Source organism: Dorea longicatena (assembly GCF_024168045.1).
GTDB lineage: Bacteria > Bacillota > Clostridia > Lachnospirales > Lachnospiraceae > Dorea_A.
Genome location: NZ_CP100126.1, coordinates 1,944,127 through 1,969,279, shown reverse-complemented (window position 1 = coordinate 1,969,279; position 25,153 = coordinate 1,944,127). Strand labels below are relative to the sequence as shown.

The window sequence follows — 25,153 nt, the reverse complement described above, 5'->3', positions numbered from 1 at the left end:
AAAATAAATAATAATATAAAGATTAAGATAAGGAGTAGTGTATATGGAAAAGAAGTATGACGTGACAGCACTCGGAGAGCTGTTGATCGATTTTGCGGTAAACGGGGAAAGTGAGCAGGGAAATCAGTTATTTGAAGCATGTCCGGGTGGAGCACCATGTAATGTACTTGCAATGCTGAATAAACTGGGAAGAAAAACAGCCTTTATCGGAAAAGTAGGTGATGATCAGTTTGGTAAATTATTGAAGGATACGATTACGAATACAGGAATAGAAGCAAAGGGACTTGTAATGGATAAGGATATCCACACAACACTTGCTTTTGTACATACTTTCCCGGATGGTGACAGAGAATTTTCTTTTTACCGCAAACCGGGAGCAGATATGATGTTAAAGGAAGAGGAAGTAGATTATGATCTGATTCGTCAGTCAAAGGTATTCCATTTCGGAACACTTTCTATGACAGATGAACCGGTAAAAACTGCAACAAAGAGGGCACTCTCCGTTGCAAAAGAAGCCGGATGTATGATCACGTTTGATCCGAATTTACGTCCGCCGCTCTGGAAGACGCTGGATGAGGCGAAGGAGCAGATGGAGTACGGATTTGAAAACTGTGATGTACTGAAGATTTCGGATAATGAGATTCAGTTCGTATCCGGAGAAGAAGATTATGATAAAGGAATTAAGTATCTTCAGGAGAAATATCAGATACCGCTTATCTTCCTGACTATGGGAAAAGAAGGAAGCAGAGCTTATTATAAAAATCTTCGTGTAGAACAGCCGGGATTTACCGTGAAAGCAATCGAGACAACAGGAGCAGGTGACACGTTCTGCGGATGCTCTATCAATGGTGTGTTGAAGTATGGCCTGGATAATCTGGACGAAGAAAAATTAAAAGAGATTCTGACATATGCAAATGCGGGTGCAGCACTGATCACGATGAAAAAAGGTGCAATCCGCTCGATGCCGGAACCGCAAAATATCAAGGAACTGATCGGGGAATAAAAAAATTATGGGAGTACGCAGAATGCTGGCTGTATGGGCAGCAAAGATAAGTGAAAAAGCAAGTGTACACATCTTTCACCGCCAGGGTGTGACCTGGGCGGGGAAAATTGCATTAAAGATTGATCCAAGTATCCTGCACGATCTTGCAGGCCAGGTTAGAAAAGATATTTTTATTGTATGCGGAACCAATGGAAAGACGACGACCAACAATATGCTTTGTGCAGCAATTGAAAAAGAAGGCTATAAAGTAATCTGTAATCATACCGGATCGAACATGTTGAATGGAGTTGTAGCAGCATTTGTATTGGGCGCAGGCTTCAGTGGTAATCTGGATGCAGATTATGCCTGTATTGAGATTGATGAGGCATCAACCAGAAGGGTATTTCCACATTTTAAGCCGGATTACATGGTATTGACAAATCTGTTCCGTGATCAGCTTGACCGCTATGGTGAGATTGATATTACAATGAACATCTTAAAAGAAGTGATGCAGAGTGCACCAAAGATGAAGGTGATCGTGAACGGAGATGATGCATTGTCCGCATACCTTGCAATGGAAAGCGGTAATCCGTATGTGACTTACGGTATCAGCGAAAAGGTAGTGAATGATAAAGATTCGCATGAGATCAGAGAGGGACGTTTCTGTAAAAAATGCGGGGCTCCGTTGAAGTATAATTTCTATCACTACAGCCAGCTTGGAGATTATGCATGTACGGGTTGTGAGTTTAAGCGACCGGCAATTGTATATGATGCATCGGATGTAGCGGTCAGTGATCATCTTGCATTTACAGTTGAGGAAAGACATCTGGAAGCCAATTATAAAGGCTTCTACAATGTATATAATATTCTGGCAGCATATGCAGCGGGAAGAACCGGAGGACTTGGACTGGAACATTTCCAGGACATGCTTGCAGAATTTAATCCGGAGAATGGCCGCATGGAACAATTTGATGTACAGGGCACAAAGATCGTGCTGAATCTTGCAAAGAATCCGGCGGGATTCAATCAGAATATTTCTGCGGTAATGCAGGATGAATCCATGAAAGATGTAATCATTGTGATCAATGACAATGCACAGGACGGAACGGATATTTCATGGCTCTGGGATGTGGATTTTGACAGATTCAAGGGAGCGAATATCAATTCCATTACAGTAAGCGGTATCCGTTGTCAGGATATGAGATTACGTATGAAATACGTAGATATTATGTCCATGCTGGAAGCAGATGTGGAGAAGGCAATCCGTGAAAGAGTAGAAAATGGATGTGGCAACCTGTATGTACTGGTGAACTATACAGCTCTGTTCAGTACCCGGAATGTATTGAAAAAGATGGAAGGAGAAGGATAATGGAGACTAAGGATATGAAACTTACAATTGGTCATCTGTATCCGGATCTTTTGAATCTGTACGGAGACAGAGGGAATATTGCATGTCTGATGAAACGCTGTATCTGGCGGGGGATAGAAGCAGAGACAATAGAATTCAACACCGGAGACAAGATCGATTTTTCAAAACTGGATATCGTTTTGCTGGGAGGCGGTTCCGACAGGGAACAGGCAATCGTGTGTAAAAGTCTTCTGGAGATCCAAAGTGAATTCAAAGATTATGTAGAAGACGGCGGTGTGGTCATCGCAGTGTGCGGCGGTTATCAGCTTCTTGGGAAGTACTATAAAACAGATGCCGGAATGATCGAGGGCCTGAATCTGGTGGATATCTATACGGAGCAGGAAGAAGGACGTCTGATCGATAATATCGTTCTGGACAGTGAACTTGTAGACATGCCGGTAGTAGGATTTGAAAACCATGGCGGAAGAACTTATCTGAATGGAAATAAACCGTTCGGAAAGGTTCTGTACGGAGCCGGAAATGATGGTAAAAGCGGTTATGAAGGTGTTGTGTATAAGAATGTGATCGGAACTTATCTGCATGGTCCGCTGCTTCCGAAAAATCCACAGGTCAGTGATTATCTGATCAGAAAAGCGCTGGAAAGAAAGTATGGCGGAGAAGTGATTCTTACTCCACTGGATGACAGTCAGGAAAAAGAAGCAAATGATTATATTTATCACCGCTTTGTAAAGGAATAAGAACTGTCCGGCAAAAATCGTCAGTTTTTCAAAGGAAAGCTGACGATTTTTGCTTTTTGCGGTATTGTGTGGATAAAAAGAAAAGGAGACAGTAAAAATGCGTGTGGAACGTTTTAAAATGGAAAGAGAAGGTCTGGTGACAGAAGGACAGGAAGTAGAGATCAGTGAACGAAGTGCCGTTACCGGCCAATATACATATCTGGTCGAACCATCCATCGCTATGTCAGGAATCTACCGTACCAGACAGCGGATCAGAGCAAGAAAAGGAAAGATCAAGAAGATTGAACAGACGGACAGGGGATTTTATCTGCTTGTGGAGATTGACGAGTAAAGGGAAGAAGAAACAAAAGACCTGTCGTTGACACGGAAGAAAAAAGCACATATAATCTATAATAGCGGGAATAATAAAAGACACAATAAAAAGAAGGGAAACGGATAGATGATAGAAAACAATGATGAGGCAAAAAGAAGTAAGATATGGACAGTCGTTACGTCTGTTACATCTGTCCTGATTATAATCGTAGCAATATTTCTTCTGATGAAGATGTTTACGGGGAATCCGTTAGAAGGTTCCTGGACGGATGAGGACGGTAATATGAATCTGAAGATCAGTCGTGATGGTCAGATGACGGTAACAATTCCGGCATCGGGAGAAGGAAAAGATACAGAAGTTCCGATGACATATACGATGAACAAAGAATCCAAGACGATTTCTATACAGCAGGACGATGCACAGATTCAGAAAATTGCAGAAAAGTCGGATGGACAGTATACGACAGAGACTTTGAAAAATGCAGTACAATCCATAGGAACGACATTTGAATATAGTATTGATGACGGAACGCTGACATTGACAGAGCGTGAATATGGAGAACAGATGATGTTCAATAAGAATTAAAAATGACAGCCCCTCTATATGTATGGTATAGAGGGGCATTTGTTGCTATAGGGACAAATGCGCATATGCAAGAAGAAAGACAAAAAAGAAGTTTATATATCATAAAAACGGAGGGAAAAGGATGGAAGACTACAGAAATAAAACGAAAAAAGTACAGATCGGTAATGTGTGTATCGGCGGCGGGGAGCGGATTGCGATCCAGTCTATGACGAACACGAAAACAGAAGACGTGGAAGCCTGTGTGGCGCAGATCTTAAAGCTTGAGAAAGCGGGATGCGATATTATCCGGGTGGCGGTTCCGACGATGGAGGCAGCAGAGAGTATCCGCAAGATCAAAGAACAGATACATATTCCGCTGGTGGCAGATATTCACTTTGATTATCGCCTTGCAATTGCCGCAATTGAGAACGGGGCAGATAAGATCCGTATCAATCCTGGGAATATCGGGGATGAAAAAAGAGTCCGTGCAGTGGTAGAAAAAGCAAAAGAATATAATATTCCGATCCGTGTCGGAGTGAACAGTGGTTCACTGGAGAAACATCTGGTAGAAAAATATCATGGCGTAACGGCAGAAGGTCTGGTAGAAAGTGCACTGGACAAAGTACATATGATAGAAGAGATGGGATATGACAATCTGGTAGTCAGTATCAAGTCATCGGACGTTATGATGTGCGTGAAAGCGCATGAGCTCCTGGCACCGGTATGCCCGTATCCGTTACATGTCGGCATTACAGAATCAGGAACCCTGCTGGCAGGGAATATCAAATCTTCCATCGGACTGGGACTGATCTTAAGTCAGGGGATCGGTGATACGATCCGTGTATCGCTGACCGGAGATCCGGTAGAAGAGATCAAATCCGCAAAACTGATCTTAAAGACGCTGGGACTTCGGAAAGGCGGAATCGAAGTGGTATCCTGCCCAACCTGCGGAAGAACCAAGATCGATCTGATCGGACTTGCAAATAAAGTCGAAGAAATGGTGGCCGATATTCCGCTGGATATCAAGGTGGCCGTTATGGGCTGCGTGGTCAACGGACCGGGAGAAGCAAGGGAAGCAGATATCGGAATTGCCGGCGGAATCGGAGAAGGTCTTCTGATCAAGAAAGGTGAGGTCGTGAAGAAAGTAAAAGAAGACGAATTATTGGAGACATTGAGACAGGAGTTGTTACACTGGAATGAGTAAGCCGTTTTTTGAGGTATTTCCGACATTAAAAGTAAAAGATGATATTCAGATGATGTTTCAGGGCGTAGAGGTGACGAAAGTTTCCACAAATTCTACGAGAGACTTTATCCGTGTCAGCATTTACAGCAGACATCTGATCCAGAAAAAGGATATATATGAAGTGGAGCGTATGCTGAAGCAGCAGTTATTTGCCAGAAGCCATATCCAGGTGACAGTGCGGGAGCAGTATGACCTATCGGAACAGTATACACCGGAGAATCTGATGAATGAATACTACGACAGTTTTCTGCTGGAACTGGATCAGAAGAGCGTTGTAGAGCGGAACATGCTCCAGAACGCCAGTTATGAATTTGAAAATGGTAATATTCTCTGTCTGACGCTGACGGATACGATTGTTGCACAAGGAAAAAAGGACTCCCTGTCGGAGTATCTGACGGGTGTATTTGCAGAGCGTTTTCAACGGCCGGTGGAGATACGGGTTCTGTATGAAAAGGCAAAAGACAGTAAGTTGAAATATAACGAAGCCAAATTAGAACAGGAAGTAGAGGCAATTCGTGAACAGTCTGAGGCTGTCAAGGCAAAGAAAGCACAGGAACAGAAAGAAGAGAAAAAAGAGGAAAAAAGTGCGCCAAAAAGCACTTCCGGTGGAGAAAACAGTAATAAAATCAGCGCTAAGAGTTCCAAATCATTTGGAAAAGGCAGCTATTCGTTTGTACGTAAGGCTACGGATGATCCGAATCTGATTTACGGACGAGACTTTGACGATGAGACGATCGAACTGCAGAATGTGTTAGGCGAGATGGGTGAGATCACAATCCGTGGAAAAGTCATCAGTATGGAGACCAGAGAGATCCGTAATGAGAAGACGATCATTATGTTTGCAGTTACAGATTTTACGGATTCTATTATGGTGAAAATGTTTGTGCGGAACGATCAGCTTGCGGATATTTTGGGAGATATTAAGACAGGTGCATTTTTGAAGTTAAAAGGAGTAACAACGGTAGACCGTTTTGATTCGGAACTGAATATCCAGTCGGTAGTCGGAATCAAGAAGATCAGTGATTTTACAGAGTCAAGAGTGGATACTGCACCAGAGAAACGAGTGGAACTTCACTGCCATACCAAGATGAGCGATATGGATGCGGTAACAGACGTCACAACGCTTCTAAAGCAGGCGCATGACTGGGGACATCCGGCGATGGCGGTCACGGATCATGGTGTAGTTCAGGCATTCACGGATGCAAATCATTATATTGAGTCACTGGATAAGGACGATCCGTTCAAAGTTATCTATGGTGTGGAAGGATATCTGGTAGATGATCTGACTGATGTAGCGGTAAATGAAAAAGGGCAGTCGCTGGATGACATGTATGTAGTCTTCGATCTGGAGACAACCGGATTCAGTCCAATCAAGGATAGGATCATCGAGATCGGTGCGGTAAAGGTAGAACATGGCGTGATCACAGACAAATTCAGTACATTTGTCAATCCGAAAGTACCGATCCCGTTCCAGATCACACAGCTTACCAGCATTACCGACCAGATGGTTATGGGGGCGCCGGATATTGAGACGGTTCTTCCACAATTTCTGGAGTTCATAGGAGATGCGGCACTGGTCGCACACAATGCCTCTTTTGATGTAAGTTTTATTGAACAAAACTGCAGATATCAGGATATCCAGCCGGATTTCACATCGGTGGATACGGTGTCGATGGCGCGTATCCTTCTGCCGACGTTGTCAAAGTATAAGCTGAATGTGGTGGCAAATGCACTCCATATTTCACTGGAGAACCACCACCGGGCGGTCGATGACGCCGGAGCAACTGCGGAGATATTTGTAAAATTTGTGGAAATGTTAAAGGACAGAGGCATTTATGATCTGGCGAAGCTAAACCAGTTTGGAGAGAACAATGCTGATGCTGTCCGGAAACTTCCGTCATACCATGTGATCATTCTGGCACTGAATGAAGTGGGACGTGTGAATCTGTATACCCTGATCTCAATGTCCCATCTGAAATACTATGCAAGAAGACCAAGAATTCCAAAGAGCGAACTGTCGAAATACAGAGAAGGACTTCTGGTGGGAAGTGCCTGTGAGGCGGGAGAACTTTATCAGGCGATTCTGAATGAAAAGTCGGAAGAACGAATCGCAAAGATCGTAAACTTCTATGATTATCTGGAGATCCAGCCGCTTGGCAATAACCAGTTCATGATCGAGAGCCCGAAGATTACGAAGGTACAGAACGAGGAAGACTTAAAAGAGATCAACCGGAAGATCGTGGCACTTGGCGAACGGTTCAATAAGCCGGTTGTCGGAACATGTGATGTACATTTCATGAATCCGGAGGATGAGGTATACAGAAGGATTATCATGGCAGGGAAGGGATTCGGTGATGCGGACAGTCAGCCGCCACTGTATCTTAGGACGACTGATGAGATGCTGGAGGAATTCGAATACCTGGGATCTGCAAAGGCAAGAGAGATTGTCATTGAGAACCCGGTGAAGATCGCCGGAATGGTGGAGAAGATCACACCGGTGCGTCCGGACAAGTGTCCGCCGGTCATCCCGGATTCGGATAAGATGCTGCGTGACATCTGTTATAACAAGGCGCATTCAATGTACGGGGAAGATTTGCCGGAGATTGTTACCGAGCGTCTGGAACGAGAATTGAATTCTATCATATCAAATGGATTTGCCGTTATGTACATTATTGCACAGAAACTGGTATGGAAGTCGGTGGAGGACGGATATCTGGTAGGATCCCGTGGTTCCGTAGGATCTTCCTTCGTGGCGACCATGGCTGGGATTACAGAGGTTAACCCGTTAAGTCCTCATTATTATTGTAAAAAATGTCACTACAGCGACTTTGAGTCAGAAGAAGTCAGAAAATTTGCCGGAGGCTGCGGATGGGATATGCCAGACCGGATCTGTCCGGTGTGTGGAGAAAAGCTTACAAAAGACGGTTTCGACATCCCGTTTGAGACATTCCTTGGATTTAAGGGAAATAAAGAACCGGATATCGACTTGAACTTCTCGGGAGATTATCAGAGTAATGCACACAAATATACGGAAGTCATCTTCGGCGCAGGTCAGACGTTTCGTGCCGGAACGGTTGGTACACTGGCGGATAAGACAGCGTTTGGGTATGTAAAGAATTATTACGAAGAACACGGACAGGGAAAGAGAAAATGTGAGATTGACCGTATCGTACAGGGCTGTACGGGAATCCGACGAAGCACCGGACAGCATCCGGGAGGAATTATCGTACTTCCGCTTGGTGAAGAGATCAACTCCTTTACGCCGGTACAGCATCCGGCGAATGATATGACGACCGATATCGTTACCACACATTTCGATTACCATTCGATCGACCACAACCTGTTAAAGCTTGATATTCTCGGACATGATGATCCGACCATGATCAAGACGCTGGAGGAATACATCAGCTCTCCGGCGATGGACAATGAATACAATGAGACGGATAATCGTTTTGATGCAACCAAGATTCCGTTGGATGATCAGGGGGTGATTTCGCTATTCCATGATACATCGGCACTTGGGATCAAACCAGATGATATCGGCGGATGTCCGGTCGGATGTCTGGGAATCCCGGAATTTGGAACAGACTTTGTTATCCAGATGGTCGTGGATACGAAGCCGAATACAATCTCGGATCTGATCCGTATCTCCGGGCTGTCACATGGAACAGACGTATGGCTGAATAATGCCCAGGAACTGATCCGGAGCGGTAAGGCAACGATTTCTACTGCAATCTGTACCCGAGATGATATCATGACGTATCTGATCAACAAGGGAATGGACAGCGAGGAATCCTTTACTATTATGGAACGTGTCCGTAAAGGAACGGTTGCCAAAGGAAAATGTAAGGAATGGCCGGAATTCAAAAAAGACATGGCTGAGCATAATGTACCGGACTGGTATGTCTGGTCGTGTGAGCAGATCAAGTACATGTTCCCGAAGGCGCATGCGGCGGCGTATGTCATGATGGCATACCGTATCGCATATTGTAAGATCAACTATCCGCTTGCATATTACGGGGCATATTTCGGAATCCGTGCAGATGCATTCTCTTATGAGATCATGTGTCAGGGGAAGGAAAAGCTTCAGTACTATATCGATGATTACAATCGTCGTTCTGCGACACTCAGCAAAAAAGAACAGGATACGATGAAAGATATGAAGATCGTTCAGGAGATGTATGCAAGAGGATTCGAATTTGAGCCGCTTGACATCTACAAAGCACAGGCAACGAAGTTCCTGATCGTAAATGGCAAACTGATGCCGCCGCTTTCCAGCATTGACGGTATGGGAGAGAAGGCTGCCGAGGCAGTTGCAGAAGCCTCAAAAGATGGGACCTATCTGTCGCTGGATGATTTCAGACAGAGAACAAAAGCAAGTAAGACCGTTATTGACACGATGGTTGATCTTGGAATCCTTGCGGATCTTCCGGCATCGAACCAGCTGTCATTGTTTGATTTTTAGGAGAGAGAACAGATGGGAAGAATAAAACAGTCACAGATCACATACTGGTGTCACGAGATCATCCGTTCACAGGCAGAAGCAGGCGGATGTTATATCGATGCGACCATGGGAAAGGGGAATGATACCTTGTTCCTGTGTGAGCTTGCCGGAGAAAATGGAAAGGTACTTGCATTTGATATTCAACAGGAAGCACTGGATGCGACGCGAGAATTACTAAGGACACACGGAAAAGAGCAGCAGGCGGAACTGATCCTGGACGGGCATGAGCATATGGACCGGTATGCAATGGAAGAGAGTACAGATGTGATCTGTTTTAATTTCGGATATCTTCCAGGCGGGGATCATAAGCTTGCAACTACATACCAGACCAGCATAGAGGCAATCGGAAAAGGTCTCGGCATACTGAAACACGGTGGTATGATGAGCCTGTGTATTTATAGTGGCGGAGATACCGGATTCGAAGAAAAAGAGAAGATTCTCGAATACATAAAAGGACTTCCGGGAAGAGAGTATACCGTGATCGTCAATGAATACTATAATCGGAAGAACTGTCCGCCGATGCCGGTATTTATATTTAAAGAGTAATCCGGAAGCAAAAGAAACGAAGACAGAAAAATTTGGAATTTGACAAATCAATGCTTTAACTCATGAAAGTATTATGTTATACTATTACAAGGTGGCGTAAACGGAATGCCGCTTACACGAAAGGATGGAAGAGAAGTATGTCAGAAAAAGTAATTATGCTTGGGAACGAGGCAATCGCCAGAGGTGCATATGAGGCCGGAGTAAAGGTATCGGCAGCATATCCTGGTACGCCTAGTACAGAGATCAGTGAGAACCTGGTCAAATATAAAGATAGTTTATACTGCGAATGGTCACCGAATGAAAAAGTTGCAACAGAAGTAGCGATCGGTGCATCCGTATCAGGAGTACGTGCTATGTCCTGTATGAAGCATGTGGGATTTAACGTGGCAGCGGATCCTACATATACCGTATCTTACATGGGAGTCAACGGAGGACTTGTCATTGTTGTTGCAGATGATCCGGGACTTTACAGCTCTCAGAACGAGCAGGATACAAGAATGGTCGCTCGCGCGGCACAGCTTCCAGTGATCGAACCATCAGACAGTGCAGAAGCAAAAGAATTTATTAAGATCGCATTTGATTTAAGTGAACAGTTTGACCGTCCGTTTGTATACCGTACGACAACAAGACTTGCACATTCACAGGGACTTGTAGAATTAAACGAACGCAAAGAGATCGAAGATAAACCATATGAGAAGAATATCCGCAAGAATGTTATGATGCCGGGAAATGCGAAACTCCGTCACGTAGAGATCGAAAAACGGAATCAGGAACTGGCAGAGGCAGCAAATACACTTCCGATCAACAGAGTTGAGATGAACGATACAAAGATCGGTGTGATCACAAGTGGAATTCCTTATCAGTATGTAAAAGAAGCACTTCCGGAAGCATCTGTGTTAAAACTTGGACTGGTGAATCCGCTTCCGAGAAAGCTGATCGAGGACTTTGCTTCGAAAGTAGATACATTATACGTTGTAGAAGAACTGGATCCTGTCATTGAGACACAGGTGAAATCTTGGGGGATCAAGGCAATTGGTAAAGAAATCTTTACAGTACAGGGAGAGTACAGTGCGAATATGATCCGTCAGGCAATCCTAAAAGAGGAACTGGACATCAGCAAACCTGCAGAGGCACCGGGAAGACCACCGATCTTATGTCCGGGATGTCCACACAGAGGTGTGTACTATGTGCTGAATAAGTTAAAGATACATGCAGCAGGTGATATTGGATGTTATACACTGGGAGCAGTTGCACCACTTAGTGTCGTGGATACAACAATCTGTATGGGAGCCAGTATCTCAAGTCTTCATGGTATGGAAAAAGCCAAAGGAAAAGAATATATCAAGAACTGGGTCGCTGTGATCGGGGATTCTACATTCTTACATACCGGTGTCAATTCGCTTATGAATATGATGTATAACAAAGCAACGGGAACAGTTATTATTTTAGATAACTCTACAACGGGTATGACCGGTCATCAGGATCATGCGGCAACCGGAAAGACACTTCAGGGAGATCCGACATACGCAATCGATATTCCTGCTTTGTGCCGCGCGATCGGAGTGAAGAATGTTGTGGAAGTCAATGCAAGAGATATCCAGGCAGTAGAGAAAGCGGTGAAAGAAGAAATCGCAAAAGATGAAGTATCTGTGATTATCACAAAGACACCTTGCGTTCTTTTGGATAAGTCGAAGAAACCGTTATATCAGACACACACAGACAAATGTAAAAAATGTGGTATGTGTATGAAACCGGGATGTCCGGCTATGACAAAGAATGCAGACGGTACCATTTCTATCGATGATACAATGTGTACAGGTTGCGGACTTTGTGCAAGCTTGTGTAAATTTGACGCAATTGAGTTAGTAAAGGAAGGTGACAGATAATGGCAGCAAAGAATATTATGATCGTCGGAGTCGGCGGACAGGGAACACTGCTTACAAGCAGAATCTTAGGAGGCCTTGCCATTGCCGGCGGCTATGATGTAAAGCTTTCCGAAGTACATGGAATGGCTCAGCGTGGCGGAAGTGTTGTAACATTTGTAAGATATGGGGATAAAGTGGCAGAACCGATCGTAGAAGAGGGGCAGGCGGATGTGATCATCGCATTCGAACGTCTGGAAGCACTCAGATATGCACATTTTCTGAAAAAGGATGGTGCACTGATCATCAATGACTGGAGAATCGATCCGATGCCGGTTGTGATCGGGGTAGCACAGTATCCGGAAAATATTATTGAGACACTCGGAGAAGAACACAGAGTCTATACAGTAAATGCAACAGAAGAAGCAAAGAAGATCGGTAATCCAAGAGTGTTCAACCTGATCGTACTTGGTGTAGCGGCTCAGCATATGGATTTTACAAAAGAACAGTGGTACGAAGTGATTGAAAAGACAGTTCCTCCGAAAACCATTGAGATTAATAAAAAAGCATTTGACGTTGGCTATCATTTATAAGGAGGTACGGAACAGGTTATGGCAAGAGTAGCACTGAAAGATTGGAAAGAACAGATCAGAGATCCGAAGATTGAGTGTATGAGCAGAGATGAGATGACTGCACTGCAGAGCGATCGTCTGGTAAAACAGGTGAAAAATGTATACGAAAATGTAGAATTTTATCGTAAGAAAATGGATGAAATAGGAGTAGAACCAGGGGATATCAAAGGGATTGAGGATATTGGTAAGCTTCCGTTTACGACGAAAGAGGACTTAAGAGCAAATTATCCGTTTGGCCTTCTGGCTGTTCCAAAAGATAAGATTGTCAGGGTTCAGGGAACATCGGGAACAACTGGAAAACTTACCCTTGCTTCTTATACACAGAAAGACATAGATGTATGGAGCGAGTGTGTGGCCAGAGGTCTTACGATGGCAGGACTTACAGCAGAAGACCGCATTCATATCTGTTATGGATATGGATTGTTCACAGGAGGCATGGGGCTGGATTTCGGAGCAAGAAAGCTTGGAGCAATGGCTATCCCGATGTCAGCAGGTAATACGAAGAGACAGCTGATGTGTATGGAAGACTTTGGCGCAACTGCATTTGCATGTACACCATCTTATGCGCTGTATCTTGCAGAGGCTGCCAATGAGGCCGGAATTGTAGACAAACTCCAGTTGAAGGTTGGAATCAACGGGGCAGAGCCATGGACAGAAGAGATGCGTCTGAAGATCGAAGAACTCCTGGATGTAAACTGCTTTGATATCTATGGCCTGTGCGAGGTTACAGGACCAGGTGTAGCTTTAGAGTGTATCCATCATAATGGTATGCATGTATATGAAGACTATTTCTATCCGGAAGTATTGAACCCGGCTGATAACAGCCATTGCGCAGACGGAGAGATCGGAGAACTGGTATTTACAACACTTGCCAAAGAAGGTATGCCGTTACTTCGTTACAGAACCAAAGACCTTACAAGTATTGATCATTCTACCTGTGAATGTGGACGAACACTCCCGAGAATCTCAAAATTCAAAGGACGTACCGATGATATGAAGGTTATCCGCGGAGTCAATGTATTCCCGACACAGGTTGAGACTGCACTGCTTTCTGTCGGTGGAGGAGTTGCACCGCATTATCTGATGATCGTTGACCGTGAGAATAATCTGGATGTGCTGACCGTTATGGTAGAAGTGGATGAAAAATATTTCTCAGATGAGATTCGTAAACTGGATGAGTTAAAGAATAAAGTTGCGGCAGTCTTAAAACAGGCACTCGGTGTTGCAGTAAGAGTGAAACTCGTAGAGCCAAAGACCATCGAAAGAAGTGAGGGTAAGGCAAAACGTGTCATTGATAACAGAGGTTTATAAACAGGAGGAAATAACATGGGCGTAAGTAATACCGTACAACAGTTATCGGTTTTTTTGGAAAACAGAGAAGGACGTCTGGAAGAAGTATTAGATGTACTCGCAAAAAGCAATGTGAATATCGTAGCACTGAGTCTTGCGGATACATCTGATTATGGAATGCTGCGTATGATCGTATCAGATCCGCATAAGGGACGCATGGCATTAAAGGAAGTTGGGATTACTTCGATGCTGACAGATGTAGTAGCACTTCGTGTACCACATGCAACCGGTTCATTGAGCAAAGCAATGCATCAGATCGTGGACGGTGAAGTAAACATTGAATATATGTACGCTTTTGCAAATGGAGATGATGCGGCAGCAGTATTAAAGAGTGATGATCCGGCAAGAGTAATCGATATTCTGAAAGGAAGCGGCTTTGATGTGTACAGTGCAGATGAAGCGTATCGTGCAAACCAATAGACATGAAAGAGGAACAGTATGGGTGTAGATAAGAGTGATGTTTTAAAGAAAATGAGGGAAGCAGAAGCCATCTATGTATTGATGTCTGATTGTACCAGAATGCCTTTCGTAGTGTGCGATCCGGAGACTTATGATGATCAGGTGCTGATTTTCTTCTCTGAAGAAGAAGCCATGAAGGGCGGACAGGAATTCCTGAAAGAGGGAAATCCTCTGAAGATATTTAATATTGAAAATAAATACATGCTTCCATTTTACAGCAGTTTATTCCCGGCCGGAGTGAATGGGATGTGGGTAGGAAAAGATACAGAAGAAGAGATCAAGCTTCAACTCACAGAACTGGTCAGAAGACCGGAGCAGAAACCGGGAGAGGAACCGATCGAGAATCCGAGTTTCCAGATTACAGCTATGTACTTCATGCAGAAAGCACGTAAGCAGAAAGAAATGAAGATTACAGAAGATATGAAGGATCTTCAGGAAGAATTGATGGCGCATTATCAGGATGCAACTTTCATTACTGCGGTCACGGAAGAGAAGAAAATGCCGGTGTTGAATAAGAATGACGGACAGGTATTATTGCCATTATTTACCGATGTTCAGGAGTTTCTGAAGTTCCAGAACAATCATTCGGATACAAGATATTCTATGGGAGTGCTGGAAGCGGTAAAAGTTCCGGAAGCAATGGGTGATGAAATGACAGGTGTAGTGGTGAATCCATTTGGTGTGGATCTGCAACTGAATATTGCAAGACCACAGAATCAGAATTAGTACTTACAGGTACGAAAAAGCCGGATAACATTTGTTATCCGGCTTTTTTTCGTAATCTCTCGCATTAAGTCATGTATTTCTTTTAAATATTCAAATCTGAAATAGCTATATTTTAATATATAAAAAGTACATCAAAAACTTAGATTCGTTATGATTAGAGCGGTGTTACATTAACAGCCTGTGGTCCTTTGGCGCCGTCTGTAACTTCGTATTCCACTTCCTGACCTTCTTCAAGCGTCTTGAATCCATCCATGTTCAGTCCTGAATAATGAACGAATACATCATGACCTTCAGCGTCAGAAATGAAACCGTAACCTTTTTGGTTGTTAAACCATTTTACAGTACCTTTCATGATCATACCTCCATAAAATATTATTAAATCGCATATTTATATAGGAAAACTATAAAATACACTATTGTCAGATTAGCATATATTGATAAATACGTCAATGGATATATGAAATGTTTTTGTGTTTTTGTACAAAAAATCAATCTACTTGACGAATGAACGTCAAACGTGTAAAGTAATATTGTTCAAACTAACAAAGGATTAAAAGGTTGGAAAAACTATGATTACATTGACAGGAAAAAAGATATCGGAAGGAATTGCGATCGGAAGACTTTCCTTTTATAAGCGTGATACAAAAGAAATCCGCAGGATCTATGTCAAAGATGTAGAAAAAGAAGTGATGCGTTTTCAAAAAGCCAGACAGAAGGCATTGCAGGAATTACGCGATCTGTATGATCTGGCAGCGAAGGATGTCGGAGAAGCGAATGCGGCAATCTTTGAGATGCAGCAGATGATCCTGGAAGACCAGGAGATCATCCGTCAGATTACAAGTATTATTGTTGAGCATAAGCTGAATGCAGAATATGCGGTAAAAAATGCGGTTGAAAATATTTTGGCAAGCGCTTCAAAGAGTAATAAGAATTATGTGCAGGGGCATGAGGCAGATGTAAAGGATGTATCGACAAGAGTACTCCGGATTCTTGCAAGGACATGGAAAGATAAGATGCTGACGGATGAGCCGTTTATTCTTGCTGCGGGAGAACTTTATCCAAGTGAGACTGTAAAGTTTGATAAGAGCAAAATTCTTGGATTTGTGACCAGATATGGAACTATCAATTCCCACACGGCTGTGCTTGCAAGAACCAAAGGAATACCATCGGTGATCGGACTGGGAGAATCCCTGAAAAAAGAATACGAAGGCAAGACGATCATCATCGACGGTTTTGAGGGAAAAGTATATATTGAGCCGGATTATACGACGATTTCCAAGATGAAGCAGAAGCAGGATGAGAATCATACCCAGGTACAGAATCTGGAACGTCTGAAGGGAAAAGAGAATATTACACAGAGTGGACAGAAGATTGACGTCTGTGCAAATATCGGAACCAGGGAAGATATAGAAAACGTACTGAGAAGTGATGCCGGAGGAATCGGATTATTCCGTAGCGAATTCCTGTATATCGAAAATGGGACAAAGCTGCCGACAGAAGAACAGCAGTTCCAGGTATACCGTCTGGCAGCAGAGGCAATGGGCACCAAAAAGGTCGTAATCCGTACCGCAGATCTGGGAGGCGAAAAGCAGGCAGAATGTCTAGAGCTCGGAGAAGATAGAAATCCGGAGATCGGCTATAGGGGAATCCGTGTATCGCTGGATAAAGATGAGATATTTAAGACACAGCTCCGTGCAATTTTACGTGCATCCGCATATGGAAATATGTCGGTCATGTTTCCGATGATCACGGATGTGGAAGAAGTAAAACAGGCGAAACTGATTCTGGAAAAGATAAAGAATGAACTGAAAGACGAGAAGATTCCGTTCAATGAAGAGATTAAGATCGGTGTTATGATCGAGACGCCTGCAGCGGTTATGATCAGTGGAGAGCTGGCAAGAGAAGCAGATTTCTTCAGTATCGGAACGAATGACCTGACACAGCTGACACTCGGAATGGACAGAACAAACAGCAGACTGGAGCGCTTTTATAATACACATCATCCGGCGCTTCTTAAGATGATCCGTATTATTGCCAATAATATCCACCTGGAAGGAAAGAAAATCGCATTATGCGGTGATCTGGCGGCTGATCTTAGTCTGACTGAGAAGTTTATCCAGATGGGGATCGATGAGTTGTCTGTAGCACCGAGCCAGGTACTTGCTTTGAGAAAAAAAATAAGGGAAATACAGTAAGTTATAGTTAATATCTTGTTGTTGAGAGTATAAGGAGGAAAAGAGTAACATGTTGGAAAAATTATTTAAGCTCCGTGAGAACGGGACGAATGTCAGGACCGAGGTTATGGCAGGTATCACCACGTTCATGACCATGGCGTACATCCTTGCGGTCAATCCGAGTATCCTGTCTGCGACAGGGATGGATTCCGGTGCGATCTTTACATCCACAGCACTGGCGGCAATGATCGGTACGTTTCTGATGGCATTCTTTGCCAATTATCCGTTTGCACTGGCGCCGGGAATGGGATTGAATGCGTACTTTGCATATACCGTTGTTCTCGGAATGGGATATAAGTGGGAAGTTGCACTGACAGCCGTCTTTGTAGAAGGTATCGTATTTATCGTACTTTCGCTTACAGATATCCGTGAGGCAATCTTCAATGCAATCCCGAAAAATCTGAAGTCTGCAGTCAGTGTCGGCATCGGATTGTTCATCGCATTTATCGGACTTCAGAATGCAAATATCGTAGTGGGAGGTTCTACGCTTTTGGAGTTATTCTCAATTGATGGGTACAACAGTGCAAAAGGTGTGGAAGCATCCATGAATAACGTAGGAATCACGGTTCTTCTTGCATTGATCGGTGTGGGAATTACAGGAATTCTGGTAATTAAGAATGTAAAGGGAAATATTTTATGGGGAATCCTGCTCACATGGATTTTAGGAATTATCTGCCAGATGACAGGTATCTATGTGCCGGATCCGGAGATTGGATTCTACAGTCTGCTTCCGGACTTTAGCAGTGGATTTTCAATCCCTAGTATCATGCCGGTATTTGGTAAACTTGATTTTAGCGGAGTATTTTCCCTGAATTTCATCGTCGTTATCTTTGCATTTTTATTTGTTGATATGTTTGATACGATCGGAACATTGATTGGTGTATCTACCAAGGCAGGTATGTTAGATGAAGAAGGACATCTTCCGAATATCAAAGGGGCACTGATGGCTGATGCGGTTGCAACAACCGTCGGAGCAGTTCTTGGAACAACAACGACTACCACGTTCGTGGAAAGTGCATCAGGCGTATCTGAAGGAGGAAGAACCGGGCTGACTTCCGCAACAACAGCCATTTTATTCGGGTTGTCGTTGTTCCTGTCACCAATCTTCCTTGCAATTCCATCGTTTGCAACAGCACCGGCATTGATCGTAGTGGGATTCTATATGTTGACAAATGTGGCGCACGTTGATTTTGATGATTTTTCAGAAGCACTGCCATGCTACATCTGTATCCTGGCTATGCCATTTTTCTACAGCATCTCAGAAGGTATCTCTATGGGAGTGATTTCTTACGTGATCCTGAATCTGATGACTGGAAAGGCAAAAGAAAAGAAGATCAGCGCATTAATGTATGTACTTGCGGTATTATTCATATTGAAATATATCTTTCTGTAAAATATAATAGAAAGTGGAGAACGAAAAGAGATCGGTGTTTCCGGTCTCTTTTATGACTTATAAAAGTATCCGAAAGATACATGAAGGAGAACAAACGTATGAATTTACTTACGATGGAACATATTACAAAGGCTTATACAGACCGTGTTCTTCTGAATGATGTTGCATTCAGTATCAATGAAAATGAGAAGATCGGTGTGATCGGAATCAATGGGATGGGAAAGTCTACGCTGTTAAAAGTGACTGCAGGAATCGAACCATATGATGAAGGGAAGATCAGTATGGGAAAGCAGGTGAAGATCTGCTATCTTCCGCAGACACCGGAATTCGAAGAGGGAACAACAGTTCTTCGCGCAGCAATTGCAGATAATGTAAATGAACTGAACCAGTGGACGATCGAGGCAGATGCAAGATCTATGCTGAATCAGCTGGGGTTCTATGATTATGATGAAAAAGTAGAGCATATGTCCGGCGGACAGAAGAAGAGGATTGCACTGGTCAATGCACTGCTGACACCGGCTGACATACTGATCTTAGATGAGCCGACGAACCACCTGGATAATGCAATGTCAGAGTGGCTGGAGGAATATCTGATCGGCTTTAGAGGGGCAATACTGATGGTTACGCATGACCGTTACTTCCTGGATCGTGTGGCAACAAGAATCGTGGAAGTGGATCAGGGGAAGCTATACAGTTATCCGGGAAATTATTCCGAATTTGTTAAATTGAAAGCAGAGCGTCAGGATATGGCACTGGCTACGGAACGGAAGAGGAAGAGCCTTCTCCGCACCGAACTTGAATGGCTGGGAAGAGGTGCAAGAGCCAGAAGCACGAAGCAGAAAGCACATATTGACCGGATCAAAGCGATGCAGGAGATCAAGGATATTCAGGAAGAAAAGAGAGTGGTACTGGATTCCGTAGCATCCCGTATGGGAAATAAGACGATCGAGCTGGAGAATATCAGCAAATCTTATGGTAACAGAAAGCTGATCAGTGATTACAGCTATATATTCCTGAAAAATGACCGCATTGGAATTATCGGTCCGAACGGCTGTGGCAAGACAACACTTCTTAAGATCATCAATGGGATCGTGAGGCCAGACAGTGGAACAATAGAAATCGGGCAGACTATCCGGATTGGATATTTCTCGCAGGAGAACGAATATATGGATGCGTCCATGAAAGTGATCGACTATGTGAAAGAAGTGGGGGAATATGTCACTACATCTGACGGAAAGATCACGGCATCACAGATGCTGGAGCGTTTTTTATTTGACGGAGCCATGCAGTGGTCGAAAATCGAGAAGCTTTCCGGAGGAGAAAAGCGGAGATTGTATCTGATGCGTGTGCTGATGAGTGCGCCGAATGTGCTGATCCTGGATGAGCCGACGAATGATCTGGATATCCAGACACTGACCATTCTGGAGGATTATCTGGATCACTTTGACGGAATTATCATAACAGTATCTCATGACCGGTATTTCCTTGATCGTATCGTGAACCGTATTTTTTCTTTTGAAGGAGACGGGAAGGTACGCCAGTTTGAGGGAGGATATTCTGATTATCTGATCCGGAAAGAACTGGAAGGTCTGGATACGGAGATGTCATTGAAAGGACATGCTGCAGCAACAGAAGAACAATCAACGAAAGGGGAAAGTTCTTCCAAAGATACATGGAAGCAGAGAAAACCGAAACTTAAGTTCACGTATAAAGAGCAGCGGGAGTTTGAGACCATCGACGATGATATTGCAAAGCTTGAAGAAAAGCTCGAGACGCTGGATGCACAGATTGCAGCTAATGCGACTAATTCAGTGAAATTACGGGAACTCATGGATAAAAAAGAAGAGGCAGGGAATGAACTGGATGAAAAGATGGAGCGTTGGGTATATCTGAATGATCTGAATGAAAAGATTCAGAATGCAGACATAACAAAAGAATAGACAAGGAGGATATGATATGAGTTGGACAAGAGAAAGACTGAAAACGAATGGCAGGATTGCATTTAAAAAGAATTACTGGTCATGTGTCGCTGTAGCCGTGATCATGGGAATTATCACAGGATTAAGTGGTGTGAATGGAGGAAGAGCCGGAGGCAGTGCTTCGCAGAACAGTTTGTATGGAACAGATGGATTTGGATATCTGTTTGCCGGATTGGCGATTACAATGGCAGCAATTATAGTGACTCTCATAATTCTGGCACTGGAGATATTTGTGGGAAGTCTTCTGGAAGTAGGCGGAAAAAGGTTCTTTGTTCTCAATAAGACAGAGAATCCAACAGTCGGAACCATATTTGATGCATTCCGTTCCGGACATTATGTGAATGTTGTGTTGGTGATGTTCCTGAAAAATCTGTTTACATCTTTGTGGACGCTGCTTTTCGTTATTCCGGGAATTGTAAAACATTATGAATATCTGATGATCCCTTACATTCTTGCAGAGAATCCGGGAATGGACAGAAAAGAAGCATTTCAGATCAGTAAGCGTATGATGGACGGGCAGAAGATGGAGACATTTATTCTGGATCTGTCATTTATCGGATGGATATTACTGTCTGCAATTACCTGTGGAATCGTTGGGATATTCTATGTAAATCCGTACAGGGAGGCGACATTTGCAGAATTATATGCATTTAATAAGGCAAAAGCGTATGAAGAAGGATATATCAGATAAGGAAAATCAGAAAGAAAAGTTACAGGTAAAGGAAGTAGTATGGCGATTAATAAATCCATGAGAAGAGTATTGAAAGCTCTGTCTTTTGACGGCATTGAAGTAGAAGCCTCGAGGCATCTGGCAAATTTAAAGGCAATCGATCCAATGAAAATCTTTTATAAGACGATTGATTATAAGATTTATAACGGTGATCATCAGATTCCGGTGAGGATATTCCTTCCGGGAGAGAAGATGGAAGATGATCTCCCGGCATTGTTGTTCTTTCACGGAGGCGGATGGGTAACGGAAAGTATTGACAATTATGAGAGAATCTGTGCCCGTCTGGCATCGGCAACAAATCATATTGTTGTATCGGTAGAGTACAGGCTGGCACCGGAATATCCATTTCCGACAGGTTTCTATGACTGTTATATGGCGGCAAAGGCTATGTTTACGAACCGGTTCATTTTGAATACAGATCCGGACAAGATCACTTTGATCGGGGACAGCGCAGGCGGGAATCTGGCAGCAGCTGTTTCACTGATGGCAAGAGATCAGGGAGAATTTCTGCCAAAGAGACAGATTCTGATCTATCCGGCAGTGAATAATGATTACAGTGAGAATTCCCCGTATCTGTCAGTCAGACGCTATGGAACAGAGTATCTTCTGACAGCTGGAAAGATGAGGGATTATATTAATTTTTATGCTTCGGCAGAAGAAGATAAGAGGAGTAAATATCTTGCACCTCTGATGGAAACGGATTACAGTAACCAGCCGGATACATTGATCTTAACAGCAGAATGTGATCCGCTCAGAGATGAAGGGGAAGAGTATGGAAGGCGTCTGAAAGAAGCCGGAAATCAGGTGGAGATTCACCGGATTCAGGATGCACTTCACGGATTTTTTGCACTTGGGGTAAAATATTACCATGTGCAGGAGAGCTTCGCGATTATTAACCGCTTTCTTGACAGCTATGGACAGAAAGAAAGCGAAAAGAATGTCAATCCGGCGGATGGTAAATAGCAGCGGGAGAGAGAAAGGGGAAAAGCAGTGTTTGAACAAAAACGTGCTTACTGGAGAAGTCTGGATAATGCGGCAAAGTTATTTTCTGCCGCCAGCAGTCCGAAAGATACCAGAGTATTCCGGTTCTATTGTGAACTGAAGGAAGAAGTGGAAGAAAATGCCTTGCAGGAGGCACTGGATCAGACAATTGAGAAATATCCGGTATTCCTGTCGGTCATGAGAAAAGGCTTGTTCTGGCACTATCTGGAGAAAAGCGAATTAAGACCGATAGTAAGAAAAGAATATAAAGAACCATGCAGCAGTCTGTATGTACGGGATAAAAAGACGCTTCTATTCGAAGTGACCTATTATAAAAAACGGATTAATTTTGAAGTGTTTCATGCACTGACTGATGGAACCGGCGCGACGGAATTCTTGCGGGAACTGGTGAAGAATTATCTACATCTGGTTCATAAGGATGAACTTGAACCGGTTGAATTATCAGATCAGTATCTGACGGTAAAGGATCAGGAGGATGACAGCTTCAGCCGTTATTACGATCCGGATTTTCCAAGAAAGAAAAAGAAGAAGATCAAGGCATTTCAGATTAAAAAGAACGGAAAGGGATACGAAGAACTGCAAGTCAATGAGGCGACTGTGCCGGTAAAAGAACTTTTGGGCATCAGCAGGGAAAAGGGAGTATCCATGTCGGTGCTTTTAACGACGGCATTCATATGTGCAATTCATGAGGAAATGAGCCGGATACAGGAAAAAAAGCCGGTCATACTGATGGTTCCGGTGAATTTAAGAAAGATATTTCCATCCGATTCGATGCTGAATTTCTTTGGTTATATAGAACCGGGATATCAGTTTGGAGAAGAAAAAGATTCGTTTGAAGATGTACTGGAAACAGTTAAGATATATTTTCGGGAGAATCTGTCTAAGGAACATATGGCAGGTCGGATGAATGAATTGATCGCAATAGAAAAGCATAAAATTTTAAAGTGGGCACCTCTGGAACTTAAGAACCGGTGTATCCGTGCAGGAGCTAAGATGGCAGAGCAGGAAGTGACGGCTGTGCTTTCTAATATGAGTGTAGTAAAGATGCCGGAAGATTATGCGGACTATATTGAAAAATTCGGAGTGTATACCAGTACGAACCGGACAGAATTATGTATCTGTTCTTTTAAGGATACACTTTCACTCAGTTTTACATCAAGATATGACAGTACAAATATCCAGCGGAATTTTTACCGGATACTGACAGAACTCGGCGTACAGGTTACGGTTACAGAAGCAGATTTTCCGGAGGATGCAAAAGCAAATTACGAAGGGAAGAAAGTGTTGCAGATATTTACATTCTGCTGTATTGCAGCAATTGTGCTCAGTATGATGACCGATATCATCATATCCCCTGGGGTACACTGGTCGGTATATGTAGCGTCCGGCTGTGCAACGATGTGGTTGACGATGGCAGTTGGGTATGTGAAGCGCTTTAACCTGTTGAAGAATGCGGCGTGGCAGCTTCTGATCATGTCCGGCATCTGCGTGTTATGGGATCTGGGAACCGGATGGAGGGGATGGTCGGTAAATATCGGAATCCCGAATATCTGCCTATTGATCCAGATTGTAATGCTGATCATATCCCGAATACGGTCATTATCACCAAGAGAGTATATGATATATTATGTAATGGCGTCGGTATATTCGATGATACTGCCGTTCGTACTGCTCATGACAGGGGTGATCCGCTACAGAACCCCGTCTGTCATCTGTATCGGCTGTAGTTTTCTGCTGATGATTGGACTTATCATGTTCAAAAGAAAAGAATTTAAAGAAGAAATGCATAAAAAATTTCACGTTGGTTGACACTGATATCAAGAGTTATGTTATAATAGCTATATCAAGAGTTTATGTCAGCGCGTTTACAAATTTCATAATACGATACCAGAAAAGTTGGCGTGCAGTTCGATATAACTTCGGATTGTGCGCCCTTTTAGCGTTGTCATACGTCTGCAGAAGTTACCATGAGAGAAGTGTTAAGAACAGGAGGCAGAAATGTTCAGAATAGGAGATTATGTGGCGCATTATAAGGAGGGCGTCTGTGAAGTGGTAAATATTGGAAAGATTGATATGGGCAGTTCGGATAAAGAGTATTATACGTTAAAACCGGTATATGATGCAGCCGGAACGGTCTATACACCGGTTGACAACAAGAGGGAGCAGATCAGACAGTTAATTACAAAAGAAGAAGCAGAGAATCTGATCAAAGAGATGTCGGAGATTGATACAATCGGTGTGACGAATGAAAAGCAGCGGGAAGCAATGTACAAAAATGCGTTATTACACAATCAGTGCAGAGAATGGGTTTCATTGATCAAGACATCTTATGGGAGAAATAAAGAAAGAATCCAGGCAGGGAAAAAGACGATTAATATCGATGAGAGATATATGTCCAGTGCTGAAAAGTTCCTGTATGGGGAACTGGCGGTGGTGATGGAGATGCCGAGAGATAAAGTCAGTGGTTATGTGAAAGAGCATTTGGATACAGAGAGAGAATAGGAGAAGACAGAGTCAAAAATAATGTT

The 25,153-nt window shown here is 43.3% G+C and carries 21 protein-coding genes; 20 read left to right on the top strand and 1 reads right to left on the bottom strand.

Annotated features, from left to right (window positions below):
- The first annotated feature begins 43 nt into the window (after positions 1–43).
- The 13 genes from NKF87_RS09335 (at position 44) to NKF87_RS09275 (ending at position 15,287) form a co-directional block, all read left to right on the top strand.
- Entirely contained in the window at positions 44–1,003 is a 960-nt protein-coding gene (locus NKF87_RS09335; RefSeq protein WP_055284060.1) for a carbohydrate kinase family protein, read from the top strand.
- Between the two features lie 7 nt (positions 1,004–1,010).
- Positions 1,011–2,351 carry a Mur ligase family protein gene (locus tag NKF87_RS09330; protein ID WP_117598328.1) on the top strand — a complete coding sequence of 447 codons (1,341 nt, stop codon included), beginning with the start codon at positions 1,011–1,013 and terminating at the stop codon, positions 2,349–2,351.
- Between the two features lie 14 nt (positions 2,352–2,365).
- A complete protein-coding gene (locus NKF87_RS09325; RefSeq protein WP_171029256.1) occupies positions 2,366–3,088 on the top strand; it encodes a type 1 glutamine amidotransferase in 723 nt (240 codons plus the stop codon).
- Between the two features lie 97 nt (positions 3,089–3,185).
- On the top strand, positions 3,186–3,419 hold the full coding sequence (locus NKF87_RS09320) for a hypothetical protein (protein WP_028088294.1): 234 nt from the start codon (positions 3,186–3,188) through the stop codon (positions 3,417–3,419).
- Between the two features lie 108 nt (positions 3,420–3,527).
- The gene (locus NKF87_RS09315; protein WP_028088293.1) at positions 3,528–3,986 is read left to right on the top strand and encodes a hypothetical protein; all 459 of its coding nucleotides are present in this window, start codon (positions 3,528–3,530) and stop codon (positions 3,984–3,986) included.
- A 121-nt stretch (positions 3,987–4,107) separates the two neighbouring features.
- Complete coding sequence (ispG, locus tag NKF87_RS09310) at positions 4,108–5,169, top strand: flavodoxin-dependent (E)-4-hydroxy-3-methylbut-2-enyl-diphosphate synthase (protein ID WP_117598330.1); 1,062 nt, start codon at positions 4,108–4,110, stop codon at positions 5,167–5,169.
- Positions 5,162–9,673 (top strand): PolC-type DNA polymerase III, encoded by a 4,512-nt coding sequence (locus NKF87_RS09305; RefSeq protein ID WP_117598331.1) that lies wholly within the window; start codon positions 5,162–5,164, stop codon positions 9,671–9,673. The genes ispG and NKF87_RS09305 overlap by 8 nt, the downstream gene beginning before the upstream one ends.
- Positions 9,674–9,694: 21 nt before the next feature.
- Complete coding sequence (locus tag NKF87_RS09300; protein WP_055284090.1) at positions 9,695–10,258, top strand: class I SAM-dependent methyltransferase; 564 nt, start codon at positions 9,695–9,697, stop codon at positions 10,256–10,258.
- 137 nt (positions 10,259–10,395) lie between these two features.
- Complete coding sequence (gene iorA, locus NKF87_RS09295; protein WP_055284066.1) at positions 10,396–12,144, top strand: indolepyruvate ferredoxin oxidoreductase subunit alpha; 1,749 nt, start codon at positions 10,396–10,398, stop codon at positions 12,142–12,144.
- Entirely contained in the window at positions 12,144–12,713 is a 570-nt protein-coding gene (locus NKF87_RS09290; protein WP_117598332.1) for an indolepyruvate oxidoreductase subunit beta, read from the top strand. Before iorA ends, NKF87_RS09290 begins: the two co-directional genes overlap by 1 nt.
- An 18-nt stretch (positions 12,714–12,731) precedes the next feature.
- Positions 12,732–14,063, top strand: a complete 1,332-nt coding sequence (locus NKF87_RS09285) for a phenylacetate--CoA ligase family protein (RefSeq protein ID WP_055284070.1) — start codon at positions 12,732–12,734, stop codon at positions 14,061–14,063.
- Positions 14,064–14,078: 15 nt separating this feature from the next.
- Entirely contained in the window at positions 14,079–14,522 is a 444-nt protein-coding gene (locus NKF87_RS09280; RefSeq protein WP_055284072.1) for an amino acid-binding protein, read from the top strand.
- 18 nt (positions 14,523–14,540) lie between these two features.
- Positions 14,541–15,287: an SseB family protein gene (locus tag NKF87_RS09275; protein ID WP_055284074.1), complete on the top strand. Its 747-nt coding sequence runs from the start codon at positions 14,541–14,543 to the stop codon at positions 15,285–15,287.
- A 154-nt stretch (positions 15,288–15,441) separates the two neighbouring features.
- On the opposite strand, the gene NKF87_RS09270 is transcribed toward NKF87_RS09275, so the two are convergent.
- Positions 15,442–15,639: a cold-shock protein gene (locus NKF87_RS09270; protein ID WP_028088285.1), complete on the bottom strand. Its 198-nt coding sequence runs from the start codon at positions 15,637–15,639 to the stop codon at positions 15,442–15,444.
- 217 nt (positions 15,640–15,856) lie between these two features.
- Here NKF87_RS09270 and ptsP point away from each other — a divergent pair, with 217 nt between their 5' ends.
- The 7 genes from ptsP (at position 15,857) to NKF87_RS09235 (ending at position 25,127) form a co-directional block, all read left to right on the top strand.
- On the top strand, positions 15,857–17,482 hold the full coding sequence (gene ptsP / locus NKF87_RS09265; RefSeq protein ID WP_055284076.1) for a phosphoenolpyruvate--protein phosphotransferase: 1,626 nt from the start codon (positions 15,857–15,859) through the stop codon (positions 17,480–17,482).
- Between the two features lie 49 nt (positions 17,483–17,531).
- The gene (locus NKF87_RS09260; protein WP_117598333.1) at positions 17,532–18,914 is read left to right on the top strand and encodes an NCS2 family permease; all 1,383 of its coding nucleotides are present in this window, start codon (positions 17,532–17,534) and stop codon (positions 18,912–18,914) included.
- Positions 18,915–19,012: 98 nt separating this feature from the next.
- Positions 19,013–20,854, top strand: coding sequence for an ABC-F family ATP-binding cassette domain-containing protein (locus tag NKF87_RS09255; RefSeq protein WP_117598334.1), 1,842 nt, complete (start codon positions 19,013–19,015; stop codon positions 20,852–20,854).
- A gap of 16 nt (positions 20,855–20,870) precedes the next feature.
- Positions 20,871–21,584 carry a DUF975 family protein gene (locus tag NKF87_RS09250; protein WP_117598335.1) on the top strand — a complete coding sequence of 238 codons (714 nt, stop codon included), beginning with the start codon at positions 20,871–20,873 and terminating at the stop codon, positions 21,582–21,584.
- 39 nt (positions 21,585–21,623) lie between these two features.
- The gene (locus NKF87_RS09245) at positions 21,624–22,586 is read left to right on the top strand and encodes an alpha/beta hydrolase (protein WP_117598336.1); all 963 of its coding nucleotides are present in this window, start codon (positions 21,624–21,626) and stop codon (positions 22,584–22,586) included.
- A gap of 27 nt (positions 22,587–22,613) precedes the next feature.
- Positions 22,614–24,434: a DUF6320 domain-containing protein gene (locus tag NKF87_RS09240; protein ID WP_117598337.1), complete on the top strand. Its 1,821-nt coding sequence runs from the start codon at positions 22,614–22,616 to the stop codon at positions 24,432–24,434.
- Positions 24,435–24,623: 189 nt separating this feature from the next.
- On the top strand, positions 24,624–25,127 hold the full coding sequence (locus NKF87_RS09235; RefSeq protein WP_055281743.1) for a CarD family transcriptional regulator: 504 nt from the start codon (positions 24,624–24,626) through the stop codon (positions 25,125–25,127).
- Positions 25,128–25,153: the final 26 nt, after the last annotated feature.

Bases quoted from the DNA above. Each gene is read 5' to 3' on its own strand.
- NKF87_RS09270 (WP_028088285.1), bottom strand. From the start codon at position 15,639: ATGAAAGGTACTGTAAAATGGTTTAACAACCAAAAAGGTTACGGTTTC.
- NKF87_RS09315 (WP_028088293.1), top strand. From the start codon at position 3,528: ATGATAGAAAACAATGATGAGGCAAAAAGAAGTAAGATATGGACAGTC.
- iorA (WP_055284066.1), top strand. From the start codon at position 10,396: ATGTCAGAAAAAGTAATTATGCTTGGGAACGAGGCAATCGCCAGAGGT.
- NKF87_RS09275 (WP_055284074.1), top strand. From the start codon at position 14,541: ATGGGTGTAGATAAGAGTGATGTTTTAAAGAAAATGAGGGAAGCAGAA.
- NKF87_RS09260 (WP_117598333.1), top strand. From the start codon at position 17,532: ATGTTGGAAAAATTATTTAAGCTCCGTGAGAACGGGACGAATGTCAGG.
- NKF87_RS09250 (WP_117598335.1), top strand. From the start codon at position 20,871: ATGAGTTGGACAAGAGAAAGACTGAAAACGAATGGCAGGATTGCATTT.
- NKF87_RS09305 (WP_117598331.1), top strand. From the start codon at position 5,162: ATGAGTAAGCCGTTTTTTGAGGTATTTCCGACATTAAAAGTAAAAGAT.
- NKF87_RS09255 (WP_117598334.1), top strand. From the start codon at position 19,013: ATGAATTTACTTACGATGGAACATATTACAAAGGCTTATACAGACCGT.
- NKF87_RS09280 (WP_055284072.1), top strand. From the start codon at position 14,079: ATGGGCGTAAGTAATACCGTACAACAGTTATCGGTTTTTTTGGAAAAC.
- NKF87_RS09330 (WP_117598328.1), top strand. From the start codon at position 1,011: ATGGGAGTACGCAGAATGCTGGCTGTATGGGCAGCAAAGATAAGTGAA.
- NKF87_RS09325 (WP_171029256.1), top strand. From the start codon at position 2,366: ATGAAACTTACAATTGGTCATCTGTATCCGGATCTTTTGAATCTGTAC.
- NKF87_RS09235 (WP_055281743.1), top strand. From the start codon at position 24,624: ATGTTCAGAATAGGAGATTATGTGGCGCATTATAAGGAGGGCGTCTGT.
- NKF87_RS09290 (WP_117598332.1), top strand. From the start codon at position 12,144: ATGGCAGCAAAGAATATTATGATCGTCGGAGTCGGCGGACAGGGAACA.
- ispG (WP_117598330.1), top strand. From the start codon at position 4,108: ATGGAAGACTACAGAAATAAAACGAAAAAAGTACAGATCGGTAATGTG.
- NKF87_RS09335 (WP_055284060.1), top strand. From the start codon at position 44: ATGGAAAAGAAGTATGACGTGACAGCACTCGGAGAGCTGTTGATCGAT.
- NKF87_RS09245 (WP_117598336.1), top strand. From the start codon at position 21,624: ATGGCGATTAATAAATCCATGAGAAGAGTATTGAAAGCTCTGTCTTTT.
- NKF87_RS09285 (WP_055284070.1), top strand. From the start codon at position 12,732: ATGGCAAGAGTAGCACTGAAAGATTGGAAAGAACAGATCAGAGATCCG.
- ptsP (WP_055284076.1), top strand. From the start codon at position 15,857: ATGATTACATTGACAGGAAAAAAGATATCGGAAGGAATTGCGATCGGA.
- NKF87_RS09320 (WP_028088294.1), top strand. From the start codon at position 3,186: ATGCGTGTGGAACGTTTTAAAATGGAAAGAGAAGGTCTGGTGACAGAA.